Annotated in this window: 18 protein-coding genes; 8 read left to right on the top strand and 10 right to left on the bottom strand. The window is 39.7% G+C overall.

Annotation, left to right across the window (positions count from 1 at the left end; translation table 11 throughout):
• Positions 1-90 precede the first annotated feature (90 nt).
• The 3 genes from ATS76_RS18245 to ATS76_RS18235 form a co-directional block, all read right to left on the bottom strand.
• Complete coding sequence (locus ATS76_RS18245) at positions 91-591, bottom strand: transposase (protein WP_058552002.1); 501 nt, start codon at positions 589-591, stop codon at positions 91-93.
• A gap of 147 nt (positions 592-738) precedes the next feature.
• Positions 739-1,665, bottom strand: a complete 927-nt coding sequence (locus ATS76_RS18240) for an electron transfer flavoprotein subunit alpha/FixB family protein (protein ID WP_058553220.1) — start codon at positions 1,663-1,665, stop codon at positions 739-741.
• On the bottom strand, positions 1,666-2,415 hold the full coding sequence (locus ATS76_RS18235; RefSeq protein WP_058553219.1) for an electron transfer flavoprotein subunit beta/FixA family protein: 750 nt from the start codon (positions 2,413-2,415) through the stop codon (positions 1,666-1,668).
• Between the two features lie 220 nt (positions 2,416-2,635).
• Here ATS76_RS18235 and ATS76_RS18230 point away from each other — a divergent pair, with 220 nt between their 5' ends.
• The 6 genes from ATS76_RS18230 to ATS76_RS18205 all read left to right on the top strand — a co-directional run bounded on the left by ATS76_RS18230 (position 2,636) and on the right by ATS76_RS18205 (position 9,365).
• Positions 2,636-4,282: an electron transfer flavoprotein-ubiquinone oxidoreductase gene (locus ATS76_RS18230; RefSeq protein WP_058553218.1), complete on the top strand. Its 1,647-nt coding sequence runs from the start codon at positions 2,636-2,638 to the stop codon at positions 4,280-4,282.
• Between the two features lie 101 nt (positions 4,283-4,383).
• Positions 4,384-4,848 (top strand): acyl-CoA thioesterase, encoded by a 465-nt coding sequence (locus tag ATS76_RS18225; RefSeq protein ID WP_058553217.1) that lies wholly within the window; start codon positions 4,384-4,386, stop codon positions 4,846-4,848.
• Positions 4,849-5,099: 251 nt separating this feature from the next.
• Complete coding sequence (locus ATS76_RS18220) at positions 5,100-5,669, top strand: outer membrane beta-barrel protein (RefSeq protein WP_058405586.1); 570 nt, start codon at positions 5,100-5,102, stop codon at positions 5,667-5,669.
• 178 nt (positions 5,670-5,847) lie between these two features.
• Positions 5,848-6,552, top strand: coding sequence for a tRNA (N6-threonylcarbamoyladenosine(37)-N6)-methyltransferase TrmO (tsaA, locus tag ATS76_RS18215; RefSeq protein WP_058553216.1), 705 nt, complete (start codon positions 5,848-5,850; stop codon positions 6,550-6,552).
• An 88-nt stretch (positions 6,553-6,640) separates the two neighbouring features.
• The gene (locus ATS76_RS18210) at positions 6,641-8,365 is read left to right on the top strand and encodes a proline--tRNA ligase (protein ID WP_058553215.1); all 1,725 of its coding nucleotides are present in this window, start codon (positions 6,641-6,643) and stop codon (positions 8,363-8,365) included.
• Positions 8,366-8,525: 160 nt separating this feature from the next.
• Entirely contained in the window at positions 8,526-9,365 is an 840-nt protein-coding gene (locus tag ATS76_RS18205; RefSeq protein ID WP_058553214.1) for a UDP-2,3-diacylglucosamine diphosphatase, read from the top strand.
• Between the two features lie 99 nt (positions 9,366-9,464).
• Here ATS76_RS18205 and ATS76_RS18200 read toward each other — a convergent pair whose 3' ends face one another.
• Genes ATS76_RS18200 through ATS76_RS18190 form a run of 3 tightly spaced genes read right to left on the bottom strand, consistent with a single transcriptional unit; the run spans position 9,465 to position 12,263 of the window.
• Entirely contained in the window at positions 9,465-10,673 is a 1,209-nt protein-coding gene (locus tag ATS76_RS18200) for an ABC transporter permease (RefSeq protein ID WP_058553213.1), read from the bottom strand.
• Entirely contained in the window at positions 10,666-11,454 is a 789-nt protein-coding gene (locus ATS76_RS18195; RefSeq protein WP_058553212.1) for an ATP-binding cassette domain-containing protein, read from the bottom strand. The genes ATS76_RS18200 and ATS76_RS18195 overlap by 8 nt, the downstream gene beginning before the upstream one ends.
• Positions 11,451-12,263, bottom strand: coding sequence for a DUF3025 domain-containing protein (locus ATS76_RS18190; protein ID WP_058553211.1), 813 nt, complete (start codon positions 12,261-12,263; stop codon positions 11,451-11,453). The genes ATS76_RS18195 and ATS76_RS18190 overlap by 4 nt, the downstream gene beginning before the upstream one ends.
• A 118-nt stretch (positions 12,264-12,381) precedes the next feature.
• On the opposite strand from ATS76_RS18190, the gene ATS76_RS18185 reads away from it, so the two are divergent.
• Positions 12,382-14,007: a M28 family metallopeptidase gene (locus ATS76_RS18185; RefSeq protein ID WP_058553210.1), complete on the top strand. Its 1,626-nt coding sequence runs from the start codon at positions 12,382-12,384 to the stop codon at positions 14,005-14,007.
• 120 nt (positions 14,008-14,127) lie between these two features.
• Entirely contained in the window at positions 14,128-15,300 is a 1,173-nt protein-coding gene (locus ATS76_RS18180) for a putative manganese transporter (protein WP_058553209.1), read from the top strand.
• Between the two features lie 57 nt (positions 15,301-15,357).
• On the opposite strand, the gene ATS76_RS18175 is transcribed toward ATS76_RS18180, so the two are convergent.
• From ATS76_RS18175 to ATS76_RS18160, 4 genes are all read right to left on the bottom strand, one after another.
• A complete protein-coding gene (locus ATS76_RS18175; protein ID WP_006793033.1) occupies positions 15,358-15,723 on the bottom strand; it encodes a DUF805 domain-containing protein in 366 nt (121 codons plus the stop codon).
• 144 nt (positions 15,724-15,867) lie between these two features.
• The gene (locus ATS76_RS18170) at positions 15,868-17,430 is read right to left on the bottom strand and encodes a dihydrolipoyllysine-residue acetyltransferase (RefSeq protein WP_058553208.1); all 1,563 of its coding nucleotides are present in this window, start codon (positions 17,428-17,430) and stop codon (positions 15,868-15,870) included.
• A gap of 8 nt (positions 17,431-17,438) precedes the next feature.
• The gene (locus ATS76_RS18165) at positions 17,439-18,416 is read right to left on the bottom strand and encodes an alpha-ketoacid dehydrogenase subunit beta (protein WP_058553207.1); all 978 of its coding nucleotides are present in this window, start codon (positions 18,414-18,416) and stop codon (positions 17,439-17,441) included.
• Positions 18,416-19,630: a thiamine pyrophosphate-dependent dehydrogenase E1 component subunit alpha gene (locus ATS76_RS18160; RefSeq protein WP_058553206.1), complete on the bottom strand. Its 1,215-nt coding sequence runs from the start codon at positions 19,628-19,630 to the stop codon at positions 18,416-18,418. Before ATS76_RS18160 ends, ATS76_RS18165 begins: the two co-directional genes overlap by 1 nt.
• Positions 19,631-19,765: the final 135 nt, after the last annotated feature.

Here is a 19,765-nt window from a genome sequence, read left to right as displayed (position 1 = left end):
TATTACGATGGTAATAATACACACTCTTGGGAAGCCCTGTGACCTTTAATAAGTGTTGTAAGCTGTATTTTGCCTTGAGCTCTTCGACAACTATCGTTTTGTCTTTGCTTTTTTCTTTCTGGCCTGAGCCAAGGCTTCTAACTTTTTTAAGACTGCGTTCTCTGCACGTAGATAATCCAATTCTTCCCTGAGCTCTTTTTCAGACATGTCTGCTGATGGTTTAGGAGTTGAAGAATGATTCGTCACGCGAGGCCTACCTTTTTTCTTTGGTTTTAGTCGGGTTATACCCCCGTGAGCATAAAGCTTTTGCCATTGAAATAAAATACCTGGGGATGATAAGTCGAAATAGGCGCTAGTATAACCCAAAGACCAATCATTAATTTCCATCGTCTCGAGCACATGAATTTTGAACCCGCCTGAATAAGGTAACTGTTTATGGATAAAACTCTTTGACCCATTAAGCAGGTAGACCTGAAACCAATAACGAATAAGCCGAGCGCTAATATTGTACTTTCTACTTAATGCTTCAGAGTTTTCCTGCTCAGCAAGTTGTGCGAGCTTTAACTTAAATATTCTTTTGTACTTGGACATAAAAAGACCCCCAGTAATTGGATTGTCCAACTATTGGGGGTCACTTCAAATTGGCTGGTTTTTTTATAACAATAACTTAGCGTATAAAAAAAGCCGCAGCACCCATAAGGCACCACGGCTTTCAACCAGAATAGTTTTAATAAATGACTATAGTGCGCTTTCTAATTGCGGTAACACATCAAATAAATCGGCAACGAGCCCGTAATCTGCTACTTGAAAAATAGGCGCATCAGGGTCTTTGTTAATTGCGACAATCACTTTTGAGTCTTTCATACCCGCAAGGTGTTGAATAGCACCGCTAATACCCACAGCAATATACAGGTTAGGCGCTACAATTTTACCTGTTTGCCCCACTTGCATATCATTAGGTACAAAGCCTGCATCAACTGCTGCACGCGATGCTCCAATAGCAGCCCCCAGCTTATCTGCAATACCATTCAGTAATGCAAAGTTTTCACCATTTTGCATGCCACGGCCACCCGATATAACTACATCAGCTGCAGTAAGTTCAGGGCGCTCAGATTCAGTTTGTTCAACACTTACAAAACGACTTAACTGTGAAGCAGACACCATTTCTACAGTAGTAACAGGCGCTTGAGCTTGATCACCTTGAAGATCAAAACTACTTGCACGAACAGTAATAACTTTCTTGCTATCAAGTGATTTTACTGTGGCGATAGCATTACCTGCATAAATTGGGCGTTTAAACGTATCGGCATCGATTACATCAATTATTTCTGAAATTTGAGCGACATCTAAAAGCGCTGCAACGCGTGGCATAAAATTTTTGCCCGTGGTAGTGGCGCTTGCCACAATATGACTGTAGTTATCAGCAAGGCTCAATACTAAGTCTGTCATGCTTTCAGCTAGTTGATGCTCATAAACAGCGTTGTCTGCTGTAAGTACCGCATTAACACCTGCAATACTCGCTAGCTTTTCGCTCATAGCGCCTATATTTAAACCTGCAACAAGTACATCTACGTCTAAGCCTAATTTAACAGCGGCGTTAATTGTTTTTGAGGTTTCTGGTTTTAAGGCACCGTTATCGTGCTCTGCAATTACAAGTGTTTTCATTTAAATCACCTTTGCCTCTGTTTTTAATTTTTCTACAAGTTGTGTAACGTCTTCTACAATAATACCGCCACTGCGTTTAGCGGGTTCTTCTACGCTAACAAGCTGAACACGCGGTGTTAGGTCTACGCCTAAAGAATCTGCTGCTATTACATCAAGGGGCTTACGTTTTGCTTTCATTATGTTGGGTAGTGATGCATAACGAGGTTCGTTCAAACGTAAATCTGTCGTAACAATGGCAGGCAATGAAAGGGCTACCGTTTGCAAACCGCCGTCTACTTCACGCGTTACATTTACTTTGCCATCAGCGACAACGACCTTAGAAGCAAACGTACCTTGCCCACGATTAGTCAAGGCTGCAAGCATTTGCCCTGTTTGATTATTATCTGAATCAATCGATTGCTTGCCTAAGATTACAAGCTCAGGGGCTTCTTGCTCTACTATTTTTGCAAGTAATTTAGCAATGTGTAATGACTCTAATTTTTCATCGGTTTCGATGTGAATTGCTTTATCTGCACCCAGTGCAAGCGCTGTACGTAATTGTTCTTGCGACGTTTTAGCGCCAATAGTAACAGCTACCACTTCAGTGGCAGTACCCGCTTCTTTTAAGCGAATAGCTTCTTCAATTGCTATTTCACAAAACGGGTTCATCGCCATTTTGACGTTGGCTAAATCTACGTCGCTGTTGTCACTTTTGACACGCGCTTTTACGTTGTAATCTATAACGCGTTTTATTGGTACAAGAACTTTCATAGGAACTCCATAATTATTTAAACCTACAACCTAACGTGTACGTCAACCTATTTATTTTATGAAATCAGACTACTTCCTGTTGACGTAAACGTCAACCTAAAATAACCTTTAACTATTCACAGCCTGTAACGAAAAATTTGCATTGTAATAAATAGGCTGAACACCTTATTCAAATACTGATGCAGTATTGAGTGAGTCCGTCATAAATAAAGAGGTTATTATGGTCGAACGTGAAACCATGGAATTTGATGTAGTTGTTGTAGGCGCTGGACCTGCGGGACTTGCTAGTGCAATAAAACTCGCACAACTTGCACAAGAAAAACAACAAGAGTGCATGATTTGTGTTGTTGAAAAAGGCTCTGAAGTGGGCGCACATGTTCTATCGGGAGCTGTTTTTGAAACCAAAGCTTTAGATGAGTTACTGCCCAAATGGCAAGAACAAGGCGCACCAGTCACTACAAAAGTAACCAATGATGAAATTTATTGGTTTAATAATGAAGAAAAAGCAACGTCAATCCCCCACTTTGCTACACCTAAAACGTTTCATAATAATGGCAACTATATTGTGTCAATGGGTAACGTATGCCGTTGGCTTGCAGAGCAAGCTGAAAGTTTAGGCGTAGAAATATTTCCAGGCTTTAGTGCGCATTCACTCATTATTGAAGACGACACTGTAAAAGGCATTGTTACAGGAGACATGGGTGTTGATAAAGACGGAAACGAAAAAGACGGCTACATGCCTGGCATGGAGCTAAGAGCTAAATATACTATTTTTGCTGAGGGTTGCCGAGGCCATTTAGGCAAACAACTTATAAACCAGTTTGCACTTGATGCTGACTCATCGCCTCAACATTATGGCTTAGGTTTTAAAGAAATATGGCAAGTAGATGAGTCTAAGCATCAACAAGGTAAAGTAGTTCATGGCACAGGTTGGCCGTTAAGTGGTGATACGAGCGGCGGTGCATTTATGTATCATAGCGAAAATAATCAGGTCGTTGTTGGCTTAATTGTTGATTTAAATTACACAAACCCGCATTTAAGCCCGTTTGATGAATTTCAGCGAATGAAACATCACCCAGTTTTCAAACAGGTGCTTGAAGGTGGTGAGCGAATTGCTTATGGGGCGCGCGCTATTGCAAAAGGTGGATTTCATTCTTTACCTAAAATGCATTTTCCTGGTGGATTATTAGTAGGCTGTGATGCTGGTACTTTAAATTTTGCAAAAATTAAAGGAAATCACACGGCAATGAAATCGGGAATGATAGCCGCTGAAGTCATTTTTGAAGCACTTCAAAATGAACAAGCAAATACTGACTTAAAAAATTACCGCATACGATTTGAACAATCTTGGGCCTATAAAGAACTTTACCAGTCGCGTAACTTTGGTCCGGTAATGCATAAACTAGGTAAGTTTTTAGGGGGTGCATATAACACACTCGATCAGAATGTATTTAATGGTGCTTTACCGTTTACCTTTAAAGACAACGTACCAGACTACTCTACTCTTGTTGATGCTAACATTGCTGAAAAAATAAATTACCCCAAGCCTGATGGGTCACTGAGTTTTGATAAACTTTCAAGTGTGTTTTTATCAAATACTAACCATGAAGAGTCTCAACCTTGTCATCTAAAACTTAAAAACGCATCAATTCCAATACACGTTAACCTTGTAAAATATGATGAACCCGCACAGCGCTATTGCCCAGCGGGTGTTTATGAAGTGCAAGAAATAGAAGGTAAAAACGGGTTTGTCATTAATGCACAAAACTGTGTGCACTGTAAAACCTGTGACATTAAAGATCCAAGCCAAAACATAACATGGGTTACACCTGAAGGTGCTGGCGGTCCAAATTACCCCAATATGTAGTATCTTTTACATATAAATTATAAACATATCCTAAATTGCAGGGGCTTCGGCCCCTTTTTTGCGCTATGCTGATTATATAATTAATAAAAAGAGTAAAGTTTATGCCGTCGTCAAATGTTGTTTTTCGTTTTTTAGCAGAGCCCACCGATGTTAATTTTGGAGGAAAAGTGCATGGTGGTGTGGTTATGAAGTGGATTGACCAAGCTGGCTATGCCTGTGCCGCTGGCTGGAGTGGTCATTATTGTGTAACCGTATCGGTGGCGGGTGTTAAATTCAGACGCCCTATTTTGGTTGGGCAAATAGTAGAAGTAGAAGCAAAAATAGCGCATACCGGTAAAACAAGTATGCAAATATTTATACAAGTTCGATGCGGCGACCCTAAAACACAAAACATGGTTGAAACCAACCATTGTGTAATAAGCTTTGTCGCCATGGATGAAACGGGTTACCCCGTTGCAGTACCAGAGTTTAAAGCGATTACCAATGAAGATATAAAATTAGAAAATTACGCGATTAAGATGAAAGAAATTGCGATAGAAACAGAAAACTTACTTCATCAAGTGTAGTTACGCATTAGCTAATTTTTGCACTGTAAAAACCACCTAATGTATTGTAAAAAATACAATTTATTTAAAATCGCTAAGTGCCACTATTTAGCGATTTGTTTAATAAAAAAACTAACCAACCCAAAAATCCAATCCTAAATAACTAGTTTTGCTGGTTTGTTGAACTATTTAATCATTGGCATGTTCACTGCAACTAAGTAATTGAAGTTTGAATAAATCAAATCATATTATTTTTTTAAAGGAGCTATTTAATGATTAAATCACTTTCTCTTTCAGCACTAGCGCTAGCAACGCTTGGTTTTAATTCTGCAGCACAGGCAGATATTTCAGATTTTGATTCTCCGCGTATTTATACCGGTATAGGCTACGGACAATATTCTTTTGAGTTTGAAGACAGTGAAAACGATACTGACTTTGATGATGATGCCCAAATGCTAAAAGGATACATTGGTACACAATTTAATGAGTATTTGAGTGTAGAGCTGGCTTATCAAAATTTTGATGAAGTTAGCGACATTGACAGTAAAGCAGAGATTGATGGTGTGTCATTGGCCGCGCGCTTGGGTATTCCCCTAACTGAAAGCTTTTCTGTGTACGCTAAAGGTGGTTGGTTAGAATGGGATGCTGATATAAAACAAGAACTCCCAATTGGAAGCATATCTACATCGCAAGATGGCGGTGATGCATTTTATGGTGCAGGTCTAGAGTTTGCCTTTTCAAGCAATGTACAAATGCGTTTAGAGTACGAACGTTACAAATTAGACGACGATATTGACCCTGATATGGATGTCGCATCTGTATCGTTGCAATACATGTTTTAAACTGTAAACACTATATTTAACAAAGGTAAGCTAAAGCTTACCTTTTTTTCATCAAATATAAACCACTCAGTCTAAAATTGATTTTAAACCACTAGGTCTAAATAAAATTCTTAGTATTAATGCGATAGCATCTAAATACAGGTAGAATAAATCTCTATTCTATTTGTACTTGAGTGACATGAGCGACTACAGCATTTCGGCCGTTGGCCATATACAATCTCCCTATAAACAAAAGTTTGCCATTCCAAGACAGCCGCGTTTAGTGCCTGAAGCTAAAGCCAAACTTATTTTTGCGCCTGACTTTAATCGCGAAGAATTTGTACGCGGCATTGATGAATTTACACACATTTGGTTATTGTTTCGCTTTCATGAAACCGCAGATAAAGGCTACTCAGCCATGGTGCGCCCACCTCGTTTAGGCGGTAATGAACGCAAAGGTGTATTTGCAACCCGCGCTACTTTCAGACCAAACGCCATTGGTATGAGCGCAGTAAAGCTTGAGGGTATAGAATATAAAAATGGCCAACTAAGTTTATTACTTGCCGGAATAGACCTACTTGATGGCACGCCCATCATCGACATAAAGCCCTACTTGCCTTACTCAGATGCCATGCTTGACGCAAGTGCTGGTTTTGCAGATACACGCCCAGAAACACAAATGAGTGTAGAGTTTACCCCCGAGGTGACTTTATTCATTGAGCAGCAAACTCAATACCCTGATTTATTAAACTTTATTAGTAATGTTTTAAAACAAGATCCACGCCCTGCTTACAAAAAACAAAAAGACGGTGAGCAGAGCTATGGAATGACATTGTATGATTATAATATTCGCTGGCACGTTAATGGCGATCACAACCTAGTAACAAGTATAGAAAAAAGCTAAATAACTCACTTAGCGCTTTTGTGTAAAAGCAACCGCTGGTAAACTTAAGCTCTATTAAAAGAACATATTACTCTATTTCGGAAATATAATGCGTACCAGTCAATATATACTCGCAACACTTAAAGAAACGCCTTCAGATGCTGAAATTGTATCGCATCAGTTAATGCTTAGAGCCGGTATGATCCGCCGCGTCGCTTCGGGTTTATACACTTGGTTACCCTCTGGTTTACGCGTTTTGCGTAAAGTTGAAAACATTGTTCGTGAAGAAATGGACAAAGCAGGCGCAATAGAAATGCTGATGCCTGTTATTCAGCCTGCTGATTTATGGGAAGAATCTGGCCGTTGGAGCGAATTTGGTCCAGAGCTCATGCGCTTTACAGACCGTCACAATCGTGAATTTGCCCTTGGTCCTACCCATGAAGAAGTGATCACTGATTTTGTTCGTAAAGAAGTGAATAGCTACAAGCAGTTACCGCTTACTTTATACCAAGTACAAACTAAAGTACGTGACGAACGACGCCCTCGTTTTGGTGTAATGCGCGCACGTGAATTCACCATGAAAGATGCTTATTCGTTTCATTTAAGCGAAGAATGTTTAAATAATACTTACCAAGCAATGCACAAAGCATACTGTAATATTTTTGAACGTTTAGGCCTTAATTACCGCCCTGTAATTGCCGATACAGGCTCTATAGGTGGTAGTGTATCTCACGAATTCCATGTTTTAGCCGAATCAGGCGAAGACGCTATCGCATTTAGTGATGGTAGCGATTACGCGGCTAACATTGAAAAAGCCGAAGCCCTTGCACCCACTGAGCCTCGCCCAGAAGCAAGCAAAGAGCTAAAAGCATTCCCTACTCCAGATGCTAAAACAATTGAAGAGCTTAAAAAGCATTACGGTGTTAAACCACATCGTAGTGTTAAAACTTTAATTGTTTATGGTGCGCCAGATGAAAACGAACAACGCGGTTTAGTTGCGCTTGTTATACGTGGCGATCACGAGTTAAACGAATTAAAAGCAGAAAAGCACCCGTTAGTTGACTCACCTCTTGAAATGGCAAAAGAGGCAGACATTATTGCTGCTATTGGTGCAAAACCAGGTTCACTTGGCCCTGTTGGTTTATCAATACCTATTATTGTTGATAGAACAGCAAATGTAATGGCTGATTTTGTAGCCGGCGCTAATAAAGATGACGAGCACTTTAGCGGTATTAACTGGGATCGTGATGTAACAAACTACGAAGTTACAGATATCCGTAATATTGTTGAAGGTGATGCAAGCCCATGTGGTCAAGGTACTTTACAAATTAAACGTGGTGTTGAAGTAGGCCATATATTTCAACTTGGTACTAAATACTCAGAAGCCATGAAAGCCGGTGTGTTAAACGAAGATGGTAAAAATCAAGTAATGACCATGGGTTGTTACGGTGTGGGTGTATCGCGTATTGTGGCTGCTGCTATTGAGCAAAACAACGATAAGTACGGTATTATTTGGCCGCAGTCTATTGCGCCATTCGATCTAGCAATTGTACCAATGAACATGCATAAATCGCATCGTATTCCTGATATTGCTAACAACCTTTATCAAGGTTTGAAAGATGCTGGTGTAGATGTGTTATTTGACGACCGTAAAGAGCGACCTGGTGTCATGTTTAACGACATGGAACTTATAGGCGTGCCTTTCACGCTAGTAATTGGCGAGCGTAACCTTGACGAAAATAAAGTCGAGCTTAAAAACCGTCGCACAGGTGAAAAACTTATGATCGACATAGATACCGCAATCGAAAGCATTAAAGCGGCTATGCAAGCCTAAACACTTACTCGTTTTTCAATAACGTTAATATAAAAACCGCTTTTTTAGCGGTTTTTTTATGGCTGAATTTTGTGTCATATAGCTTTACTAAAAGTGTCGTGTAACTGTCATTTTTTCTCTCTAAAGTAATTTATAGTTAACAGAACTAATGAGGGACACTATGAAAGGCGCTGAACAACAAGCTAAATACCCTGCTATATGGATATCAGATGTTCACCTTGGCTATAAAGATTGTAAAGCTGATTATTTACTCAACTTTCTCAACTCTGTCGACACTGATGTTTTATATTTAGTGGGTGACATTATTGATTTATGGTCAATGAAGCGCCAGTTTTATTGGCACCCTTCTCACTATCAAGTATTAAATTGCATTCAACAAAAAGCAGCCAACGGAACACAGGTAATATATATACCAGGAAACCACGACGAAACGTTTAGAAATTATATAAATCAAACCTTGTTAGGCATAGAAGTCCACCAGCAGTATATTCATGTAACTCAAGCAAATAAGCGTTTTTTACTGGTTCACGGTGATGATTTTGATAGCGCAACTCGCTATAACAAAATTATTAGCATTGCAGGCGATACTGGCTACGATTTACTTTTATTTTTAAATCGTTGGAGCAATAAAATAAGAAAGTTGTTTGGGGGTAATTATTGGTCGTTAGCGTCGTGGATAAAAGCACGGGTTCATAAAGCTCGTGAAGCAATAAATGCGTTTGAAGACGCCGCTATTCATGAAGCCAAAAAGCAAAATGTAGATGGCATTATTTGTGGGCACATACACCACCCTAAAATAAAAGTGTGCGACGGCATAGTGTATTCCAACGACGGAGACTGGATAGAAAACTGCACTGCATTAGTAGAACAAGCTGACGGCAAAATAGAACTACTTCACTGGTCAGATACACATACAGTTTTAGATAGCGCCGACATATCTAACATATCATCGCCACAAATGAGTGATAACACGTCTAAACCCAATAAGTCAGCAACTTAATAACTGCTGACTTTAGTACACGTAATACGTTTTAATCCTTACCTTGATTCTAAAACAAAAAAGCACCACTTAAGTGATGCTTTTTTACAAACAGAAACACTATCTAAATAGTACATCTTCTCGGTTAAACCATTTAACACAAAATGCGAGTAGCGCCCCTGCAATAAGTACGGTTGCTAAAAATATTAGCCCTACAAAGGTGTAGTCAACAGTGCCTTTAATGATGTCTTTAATGGCTAATGCAACGTTAGTGACCGGGATAAATGCGGTTTTAGCTGTCAATTCCATATTTGGCATTATTGAAATAATGATAGGGAAAAACACCCCCATACTTAACGGAGCCATATAATTTTGTGCTTCTTTAAACGTTCGCGCATAAATTGAGATAGCTAGCGCTAAAGAAGAAAATATGGCAGCCAGTGGAAGTAATAATACAAAAATCATCAGTAAATCAGTTACTGCCAAGGTACTAAAAGCCGTTTTAATAAAATCTAAGTCAGCAAACGCCAGTGCCACTGCAACCCAACACCCCATACTCACAACCGTAATAGTGGTTGATGCAATAGAGGTAGTCAGTAATGTAATAAACTTACCAAGTACCAGCTCTGTGCGTGTTATGGGTGTAAGTAACAATGTTTCTAATGTTCCGCGTTCTTTTTCACCTGCCCCTAAGTCAATTGCTGGGTAAGTAGCTCCCATTAAAACCAATGGGATAAGTAAATAAGGTAAATAAGCACCTATTTTTTCGCCTAAGTTTTCACGTTTATCGGCTGTATCTACTTTCACAACTTCAATAGGGTTAAGAATAGATTTATGCGCAGACTCTTCTATCCCAAAGCTTTTTAATTTTTCGGCTTGCAATACGTCGCTGTATTCTTGCGCTAGCTCTTTGACCCGATCAAATAAAAAGTTTATTGATTTAGCGTCGTTAAATACAACTTGCCATTTACTTTGCTCGCCGCAGTCGAGCGTTTTTACGGCATTACTTGGCAAGTAAATACCCATATCTATGTCACCGGCAGTAACACCTGCTTTGAGCTCTTCTATTGTATTAAAGGTTTTACTGCCTTTATAAAGTTTAAAGCTTTTGTGGTAAAACACTTTGTCGGTAAATTCTTGTGCGTATTCGCCGTTAATAATTACGTATGTATTCACTTTTTGATCGGCATCAAGAGCTGCTTGCGTACCAATAAACGCTACAATAGCAAAAATGACTGGAAAAATAAGTACTGGCAATAACACAACAAACATCAGCGTTTTCTTGTCGCGAAGGAGCTCTTTTAATTCCTTTTTATATACTTCAAACATTATGCTTCTCCGTTAATATGTTCATAAACGCTTGGTTTAACTCTTCACTGTTTCCGGCTTGTTTAAACGCTTCAACGGTGCCATCAAAGCAGCTTATACCTTCGTTAATTACCGCTACGCGGTCACATAACAATGCAACTTCATCTAAATGATGAGTAGAGAAAATAACCGGTGTACCTTGTGATTTTAAACCTTTGATAAATTCGATCACTGTTTGTGTGGTCATGATGTCTAGACCTGTTGTGGGTTCATCGAGCACAACCACCGCTGGGCGATGAACAACTGCACGGGCTATATTTGCTTTTTGTTTCATACCTGTTGATAAATTTTCAGCACGTTTATCTATAAATTTATGCATATCAAGTAACGTGAAAAGCTCATCACAACGTGAGGCTATATCGCTTTTTTTCATCCCGTGGAGTTTAGCAAAATATTCAATATTTTCTTTTACAGTTAAACGCCCGTATAAACCGGTAGAGCCTGATAAAAAGCCGATAGACTTTCGCCCTAAAAGAGGTTTTTTAACAATGTCGTTGCCAGCAATTGTAATAGAACCTTCATCTGGTTTTAATGCTGTTGAGATCATTCTTAACGTGGTTGTTTTACCTGCCCCATTGGGCCCTAACAACCCTAATACTTCACCTTCTGCGCAGCGAAAACTGACGTCTCGGACTGAATGAAAGTAGTCTTTATCTTCGCGGGGGTCTATATCGTCTATTTTATTTTTTTTATGGTCTTTGGTTAGCTTAAAACGTTTTTTAAGCCCGGCAACTTCTATCATGCGCATGTCCTTCGTTTGGGTCTAAAGTAATCCGTATTATTGTAAAATGTGTCGTTTTCATTGTCTTCATGCCAGCCTGGTACACCTAATAATGGTAATGGCGAAAGTTGTGAGTTATCGGCTAGGCAATGCTCTAATTTAATCTTCTCATAAAGTACTTGATCAAGGTACTGGTATTGAGTTGCTAAATCTTTACAAAATATTTCATCGGGCACATTTATAAACAATGCTTTCCCTGTAAGCCCTATATAGGGCCGAGTAAGCATTTCATAATTGGCATGACCAAACATAAAAGCCTGAATTGACTGCCCCCACTCATGGCGGTGCTCTATAAATGTTTTTTGCCATTCATGTGCACGTAGCCAGGTTTGCCATTTACTGTCACTAATGGCTAGTACAACACCACATTCATCAAATAGTGTGAGTGCGTTTCTGTGTTTTGTGCGCTTAGTTAAACCATATTCGGCAATGTCTTGCACATGCCGATGATTTATAAGTGATTTTGTTTTAGGAAATAAGCACCAAATAAAACCACCGAATAGATCGTGCCAATTTTCTGTCCGTGTGGGTACTTCACCAGTTTCAAAAATTACTTGTTCGTAATAGCGCTCAGCAAAGTCTATTTGTGCATCGTCAACAAACTGTATGGGTAAATTATTCTCGTTCGTTGCATTTAAATAAGGAGTAAACCATTTTGCTGAAGGCCATTGAGTTTGCTCATTAAGTTTAAACAAGCTGTTTAGGTGATTAAATGCACCCGTTTTTAGGCAGTTGGGTTGCCATTGTTCAGGAGGAGTAAAACGCTTCATTATTATAAATTTCTAACTTGTATAGGCCTTTAATTTTGTAACAGTTTACCGCAAAAGCTAGCCCTACTTAATAGAAGTTAATATACTTATTTAATCTTAAAACAATAATCGAGTGAATATGAAACGCAATTTATCTCTCACACTTCTTGCCAGCGCTGTTTTAGCTGGCTGTGCAGCAACAAGCATAACTCCTTCAGATGTAACTAATGGCTATAACAGTATTAAAGCCGATGAGTTAGCAAAACACATAAAAGTATTGGCATCTGACGAATTTGGTGGCCGAGCGCCTTCGTCACCTGGCGAAAAGCTAACATTAGATTATTTAACAACCCAATTTAAAGCATTGGGTTTTGAGCCTGGCAATGGTGATAGCTTTTTACAAGAAGTCCCCCTTGTATCACTAGAAGCTGATTCAAACATGGTTTTATCAATTGGTGGCAAAGATTACCAATACAAAAAAGACATGGTTATGGGCAGTAGCCGCATTAGTGAAAAAGAAGGCATTGAAAACTCTGAGCTTGTATTTGTAGGCTACGGCGTTAATGCACCAGAGTATAACTGGAACGACTACGAAGGGATTGACGTGAAAGGTAAGACCGTGGTCATGCTTGTGAACGACCCTGGTTTTGCAACTAAAGATCCGGCTTTATTTACGGGCGATGCCATGACTTACTACGGTCGTTGGACATACAAATATGAAGAGGCAAGTCGCCAAGGTGCTGCAGGCGCAATTATTATTCACGAAACAGCACCCGCTTCATACCCTTGGTCGGTTGTAGAGAACTCGTGGAGTGGCGAGCAATTTGGTTTTCAAAAAGAAAACAACAATATGGACCGTGTTGCTGTAGAAGGTTGGGTTACTAGTGATGTGGCTAAAGAGCTTTTCAGTAAAGCGGGTTTAGATTTTGATACTGTAAAACAAAATGCTGCTAAAGGTGCTTATAATGTTGATATGGGTGATTTAACCGCCTCTGTAAATGTGAGTAATACAATTAAAACGTCTGTGTCTTACAACTTTATTGCGACATTACCGGGCAGCGAAATGCCAGATGAGCATGTAATATATTCAGCGCATTGGGATCACTTAGGCACAGATACAAGTCGTAAAGGTGACCAAATTTATAACGGTGCTCACGATAACGCAACGGGTACTGCAGGCTTAATAGAAGTTGCAGAGGCATTTACTAAATTACCTAAGCACCCTAGCCGCTCAATGACATTTTTAGCAGTAACCGCAGAAGAGCAAGGGTTACTTGGCTCTAAGTATTACGCCGCAAATCCTGTTATTGCCGCAAACAAGACGGTTGCTAACATTAACATGGACAGCTTAAATTTATTAGGCAAAGTGAAAGATATGAGTGTGGTAGGCATTGGTAAGTCTCAAATGGATGAGTTCTTAGCGAATGCTGCAACAGTTCAAGGCAGAACTTTATCGGGCGATCCTAAACCATCATCGGGTGGTTATTACCGTTCTGATCATTTTGCTTTTGCTAACATGGGCATACCTGCAATGTACGCTGGTGGTGGTACACAAGCAGCCGATGAAGAAACGGCTAATTATCGTAAACGAATGAGCTTAGTATTACGCGGCTGTTACCACCAGCCTTGTGACCGTTACCGCGATGAGTGGGATTTATCGGGCGCTGTTCAAGACTTACAATTATTTTATAAAGTCGGTTTTGATATTTCTGAGCAACAGCAATGGCCTACTTGGAATGCAAACTCAGAATTTCAACGCAAATAGTCTAAAATTTAACATCGAAAAACTCAAAGTGAGTAATCGGTTTAAATACACCAAATGATATTGATTATCATTTACTAAGAATATACAGTGTTACCCTGTTTATTTAATTGGTAACACTATATGACCTCAATAGTTCAAATAGGATTAATTACGCCTTCTTCAAAACGCTTTGTTAGCCAAAATAAACGCTTATTACTCCCTCTTTTTTTGTTGGTATGCTTTGCTGTGCCATCACTTCGTGATGTTGCAATTACCACACTAAGCGACGCGTTTTTTCAAGTCAGTGTATTTGTTGCTGCTACGTTACTAATTTATTACTACGCTATTGAGCGTTTACCTCAGTTGGAGCTTAGTTATCTAAGTGCCAAATCACCGGCATTAGAGGTCTTTTTTGCGGCTTTATTAGGTGCCTTACCTGGCTGCGGGGGCGCTATAATAGTGGTTACACAATTTACCAAAGGCCAAGCAAGTTTTGGCGCTATTGTTGCCGTACTAACAGCAACAATGGGCGATGCTGCATTTTTACTTTTAGCTACACGCCCTTCTGAGGGCGCTGTAATAATGGCTATAGGATTAGTTGTTGGAACAATATGTGGTGCTGTTGTTAATACAGTCCATAAACACGACTTTTTACGCCCTTCTTTAAAAGAGCAAACGCGCCAAGTTAAAATATTGCCTAACCGCATTATTAGAGTCAGTAAGCCTGTTTGGATGTTGGCGATTTTTCCAAGTTTAATCATCGCGTTTTTAATCGCATTTAACGTGGACTTTAACCAATTTGGAAAATACACAAGCACTGGAATACATTTTTTTGGTGCGGGCATGGCTCTATTTATTGTCACGGTATGGGCTTACTCGTCTAAAGGCGAAACATATAAACAAATTACCAGTGAGGAGGATGAATGTAACCCTCCTTCTAAAGTGGTGAAAGTGCTACAAGACACACACTTTGTGACTGCATGGGTAGTGGCATCATTTATGTTATTTGAAATACTCGTAAATGTAGCCGGATTTGATTTAAAAACATGGTTTGCCCATTACGCTTATTTAGCACCGCTGATTGCTGTATTCATTGGTTTTTTACCAGGTTGTGGGCCGCAAATAATTGTCACCACGCTTTATATACAGGGCATCATTCCATTTAGTGCTTTAACAGCCAATGCAATTTCAAACGACGGAGATGCGTTATTTCCTGCAATTGCGTTAGCCCCAAAAGCCGCAATAATAGCCACTTTATATACAGCACTTCCTGCTCTGGGGGTTGGCTATGGTTTATATTTTATTTCGTATTAAATTTTAGGCATAAAAAAGCTCAGCGAACACTGAGCTTTTTTAGGTTAAAACTTTACTTTATACAGCAGCAGGTTCTGCTGCTAACTCTTTTGGATTAGGACCAAAATCGTTTTCGCCTTCATGCGAGTCTTGTGCAAGGAATACAATTAAAACAATCCAACCAATAATTGGCACTAACCAAAGAAGCTGCCACCAGCCTGAGCGGCCTGTGTCGTGTAAACGACGTGCGCCAGCGCTTAATTGAGGTATTAACAATGCTAGACTGTAAATAGTACCAATCACAGCTACGCCCATTAACTCATCAACCACGCCCAGAGCTAAAGATATCAAAAGGTTGATTAAGTAAAACATCCAAAATGCTTTGCGGCGATTACGTCCTGAAAAATCTGCGTAGCTACGCAGCGCGTTCATATAATGTTCCATAAAATTTCCTTAGTGTTATTTTTTATATTCCCTAACGGGGTCTTTAAATTACTTTTTAGTAACATCTGTATCTTAATTAAAAACGCTTTGCTTTAAAACAAAAAACCAGCAAGTTGCCGGTTTTTTATTAACTTACAATACTTGCTAGCTCATTGCCATCATCATTGCCGATGGATTTTCTAAGTACGATTTCCATAAGTTATTAAAGCGAGCAATTGTTCCGCCATCAATAACACGGTGATCACCAGACCAACTAACTTGCATAACGGCCTTACTCACAACATGGCCGTTTTCATCAAAGCGTGGTAAATGCTGCAATTTACCTAGCGCTACAATAGCAACTTCAGGTTTATTAATAATTGGTGTGGCAATTGTGCCGCCAATTGCACCTATGTTTGAAATGCTAATAGTACCGCCTTTTAAGTCTTCAGGTGGTACTCGCCCTTCGCGAGCGGACTCAGTAAGGCGTGTAAGCTCATTGGCCACATCAACAATATTTTTACTCTGGCACGACTTAATATTAGGCACCAGTAAGCCAATTTTAGAATCGACTGCTATACCAATATTATGATCGTTAAAATAAGTAAGCTCTGAGCAATCATCATTTACTTTAGAATTCAGAACTGGGAATTCTTTCATCGCAAGCGAAAGGGCTTTAACAAAGAAAGGCATCATAGTGAGTTTAACGCCTTGTGCTTTATACTGCTCCTTCATTGAAGCCCTTAGTGCAATAAGGTCTGTTAAATCTATTTCATCACAAAATGTAAAATGTGGAATGGTTGAAACAGAAGCAACCATTTGTTTTGCCATCGCCGCTTTTATGCCTTTAATTGGCTCTACACGCACGCCAGAGCTCTGCGTATTAGTTTGTGTGTTGGCTACATTGCTATTAAGCGGTGATGTATCAATACTGTTAGGTACTTCACCTTTAATAAACTCTTCTATATCTTGTTTATAGATACGTCCATTTTTACCACTACCCGGCACTTGTGTTAAATCAACATCAAGCTCACGTGCTTTTCGTCTAACAGCCGGTGATGCAACGGCTTTTGTGTTAACCACTTTTACTGTTTGATTAACTTTTACTGGTGCTGCTTGCTCTGCTGCATTTGTTTGCGCTTTTACTACGGCTTGGTTTACATCTATGTTTTGTTTAGGTGCACTTCCAGCAATAGTCATTTGAAACAGTGGGCTATGTACTTTAGCTATTTCGCCTTTCTGATAATACAGCTTTTGTACGGCACCGGTGTACTTGGCCGGTATTTGCACAAGGGCTTTATCAGTCATTACATCACAAACAGCTTGATCTTCTTCAATTTCATCGCCTTCGGCTACTAACCAGTCGACTATTTCGCACTCAACAATCCCTTCGCCAATATCTGGTAAAATAAAATCTTCTAATTGTTCAGCTGTATTGTTGTTTTGGGGTGCACTATTATGCTCTTGCGTTTCAACGTCAGCCGCTTCGCCTGCTACATCCATTGCAAACAAGGGTGCATGCACTTTAGCTATTTCGCCTTTTTGATGATAGAGCTTTGTAATTACTCCATCGTGCACAGCAGGTATTTGTACTAGGGCTTTGTCGGTCATCACGTCACAGATGGGTTGATCTTCACAAACGCTATCACCCTCTTGTACCAGCCATTCAACCACTTCACACTCAACAATGCCTTCACCAATATCGGGTAATATAAAATCTTTAGCCATGGGAACCCCTAAAAATCCATTGATTGTTTAATTGCAGCTAATACTTTGAGCGCATCAGGCACGTACTCTTTTTCAAGCGCCAGTGGGTAAGGTGTATCTAAACCACACACACGTAAAATAGGTGACTCTAAATGGAGGAAGCACGCTTGTTGAATTGAGGCGGCAATTTCTGCACCAAATCCATTTGTAATAGGTGCTTCATGGCTTATCACTAAACGGCCAGTTTTAGTGACTGATTTAGCAATTGTGTCTATATCCCACGGCAAAATACTACGTAAATCTATAACCTCACAATGTATGCCTTGCTCGCTTGCTTGTTTTGCAGCATCTTCAATAATTTCCATTTGAGCGCCCCAAGCAAGTACTGTAATGTCACTGCCTTCTTGCACGACTTCAGCTTTACCTAACTCTATTGAATAATCTTCTTCAGGTACTTCACCCGTTGATGCGCGGTACAAACGTTTAGGCTCAAAAAATATAACCGGATTGTCATCTTTAATACTTGCACGCAGTAAACCTTTAGCTTGATATGGGTTACGTGGCACCACTATTTTTAAACCAGGTGTATGTGCAAAGTAAGCTTCTGGTGATTGCGAATGATACAAGCCACCTGCAATACCACCACCATATGGGGTACGTATAGTTAAGTTACCAACATTAAACTCGTTTCCGCTTCTATATCTAAACTTAGCCGACTCGTTTACTATTTGGTCAAATGCTGGAAAGATATAATCTGCAAATTGGATTTCTGCTAGTGCTGGTGCACCAAAAGCTGCTAAACCATTGGCAAAACCCAGTATACCTTGCTCTGTTAGAGGCGTGTTGAATACACGGTGTTTACCGTATTTTTCTTGTAAACCTGAGGTTGCTCTAAATACACCACCAAAATACCCGACATCCTCGCCAAATATGCACGCTTGCGGGTGTTCATTCATGGTTATATCAAGAGCTGAATTAATTGCATGTAGCATGTTCATTTTAGCCATTACTTAATTCTCCCTGCAGTAACTGGGTAAGCATCTGGGTGCTTTTGTATATGTTCTTTTAGTTCATTATATTGACGAACAAGTGATGGTATAGGCGTGTCGTAAACATCTGACACCAATTCCTCTAAAGCAGGCTTTTGCACTACTTCTGCACGCTTTAGGGCGGCTAAAATATCTTCACGTATAGACTCTTTCGCTTTTAAATCGTCTTCTTCGTTAAGCCACTCTTGTTTTACTAGCCACTTTCTAAATTTTTCTATTGGGCATGTTTTATAATTCGCTTCTTCGTCTTTTGAACGATAACCACTTGGATCGTCTGACGTTGAGTGAGCACCTAAACGATAAGCTATTGATTCAATTAAAACAGGTTCGCCTTGTGTAGAGGCAATTTCACGGGCTTTTTGCGTTGCTGCAAACACAGCTAGTGCGTCTGTACCATCTACCCTAATTGTTTTGATGCCATAACCTACGCCACGCGAAGCAATACCATCACCTTTAAATTGCTCATCTGCTGGGGTCGAAATAGCATAACCGTTGTTACGTGCAAAAAATATCACGGGTGCTTTATGCACTGCAGCCATGTTTAATCCGGCATGAAAGTCACCTTCAGATGCAGCACCTTCGCCAAAGTAACAAATAGTCACGTTGTCAATGGTGCTTGCAAGTTCGCCTGTTTTCGCATCTATATGCTTTACTTTTTGTCCATATGCATACCCTGTCGCTTGTGGTATTTGTGTGCCAAGTGGAGAAGAAATTGTCATATAATTTAATTCGTTAGAACCATAATGAATTGGCATTTGACGACCTTTGCCTAAATCTAATTCATTTGAAAACATTTGGTTCATAAATTGGTCTAGCGTAAAACCGCGGTAATGAAGTGCAGCTTGCTCACGGTATTGCGCCATTATCATGTCTTCTTGATCAAGCGCAGCAGCAGATGCCGTAACGGCAGCTTCTTCGCCTAAGCATTGCATATAAAAGCTTACACGCCCTTGACGTTGAGCACCTTGCATACGCTCATCTAATAAACGTATAAAACGCATAGTTTCATAAAGTTTAATTGCGGTATGTTTTGAAATAGCGGGTGCTGTCGCACTTGGGTGAATGTCGCCATCCTCAGTTAAAATACTAAGGGTTGGAATATTAAGCGCATTGCCGTCAATAAATTCTAGCGCATGGTTAATATTCAGCGATACGTTATTTGGATTACTCATAACCTACCTTCTGTTGTTGTCAGTAACATAGTGCCCCTTTTACATTATTATTATGGGTGATTATTGCTGAATAAACTTTGCAATATCTGCACTATATTTAATTAAAGCTGCCAACACTTTACGTTAACGTAAAGT

This window comes from Pseudoalteromonas sp. 10-33 (assembly GCF_001469195.1).
GTDB lineage: Bacteria > Pseudomonadota > Gammaproteobacteria > Enterobacterales > Alteromonadaceae > Pseudoalteromonas.
This window is presented reverse-complemented; position numbering and strand designations above follow the sequence as displayed.

Bases quoted from the DNA above. Each gene is read 5' to 3' on its own strand.
- ATS76_RS18245 (WP_058552002.1), bottom strand. From the start codon at position 591: ATGTCCAAGTACAAAAGAATATTTAAGTTAAAGCTCGCACAACTTGCT.
- ATS76_RS18240 (WP_058553220.1), bottom strand. From the start codon at position 1,665: ATGAAAACACTTGTAATTGCAGAGCACGATAACGGTGCCTTAAAACCA.
- ATS76_RS18235 (WP_058553219.1), bottom strand. From the start codon at position 2,415: ATGAAAGTTCTTGTACCAATAAAACGCGTTATAGATTACAACGTAAAA.
- ATS76_RS18230 (WP_058553218.1), top strand. From the start codon at position 2,636: ATGGTCGAACGTGAAACCATGGAATTTGATGTAGTTGTTGTAGGCGCT.
- ATS76_RS18225 (WP_058553217.1), top strand. From the start codon at position 4,384: ATGCCGTCGTCAAATGTTGTTTTTCGTTTTTTAGCAGAGCCCACCGAT.
- ATS76_RS18220 (WP_058405586.1), top strand. From the start codon at position 5,100: ATGATTAAATCACTTTCTCTTTCAGCACTAGCGCTAGCAACGCTTGGT.
- tsaA (WP_058553216.1), top strand. From the start codon at position 5,848: ATGAGCGACTACAGCATTTCGGCCGTTGGCCATATACAATCTCCCTAT.
- ATS76_RS18210 (WP_058553215.1), top strand. From the start codon at position 6,641: ATGCGTACCAGTCAATATATACTCGCAACACTTAAAGAAACGCCTTCA.
- ATS76_RS18205 (WP_058553214.1), top strand. From the start codon at position 8,526: ATGAAAGGCGCTGAACAACAAGCTAAATACCCTGCTATATGGATATCA.
- ATS76_RS18200 (WP_058553213.1), bottom strand. From the start codon at position 10,673: ATGTTTGAAGTATATAAAAAGGAATTAAAAGAGCTCCTTCGCGACAAG.
- ATS76_RS18195 (WP_058553212.1), bottom strand. From the start codon at position 11,454: ATGATAGAAGTTGCCGGGCTTAAAAAACGTTTTAAGCTAACCAAAGAC.
- ATS76_RS18190 (WP_058553211.1), bottom strand. From the start codon at position 12,263: ATGAAGCGTTTTACTCCTCCTGAACAATGGCAACCCAACTGCCTAAAA.
- ATS76_RS18185 (WP_058553210.1), top strand. From the start codon at position 12,382: ATGAAACGCAATTTATCTCTCACACTTCTTGCCAGCGCTGTTTTAGCT.
- ATS76_RS18180 (WP_058553209.1), top strand. From the start codon at position 14,128: ATGACCTCAATAGTTCAAATAGGATTAATTACGCCTTCTTCAAAACGC.
- ATS76_RS18175 (WP_006793033.1), bottom strand. From the start codon at position 15,723: ATGGAACATTATATGAACGCGCTGCGTAGCTACGCAGATTTTTCAGGA.
- ATS76_RS18170 (WP_058553208.1), bottom strand. From the start codon at position 17,430: ATGGCTAAAGATTTTATATTACCCGATATTGGTGAAGGCATTGTTGAG.
- ATS76_RS18165 (WP_058553207.1), bottom strand. From the start codon at position 18,416: ATGGCTAAAATGAACATGCTACATGCAATTAATTCAGCTCTTGATATA.
- ATS76_RS18160 (WP_058553206.1), bottom strand. From the start codon at position 19,630: ATGAGTAATCCAAATAACGTATCGCTGAATATTAACCATGCGCTAGAA.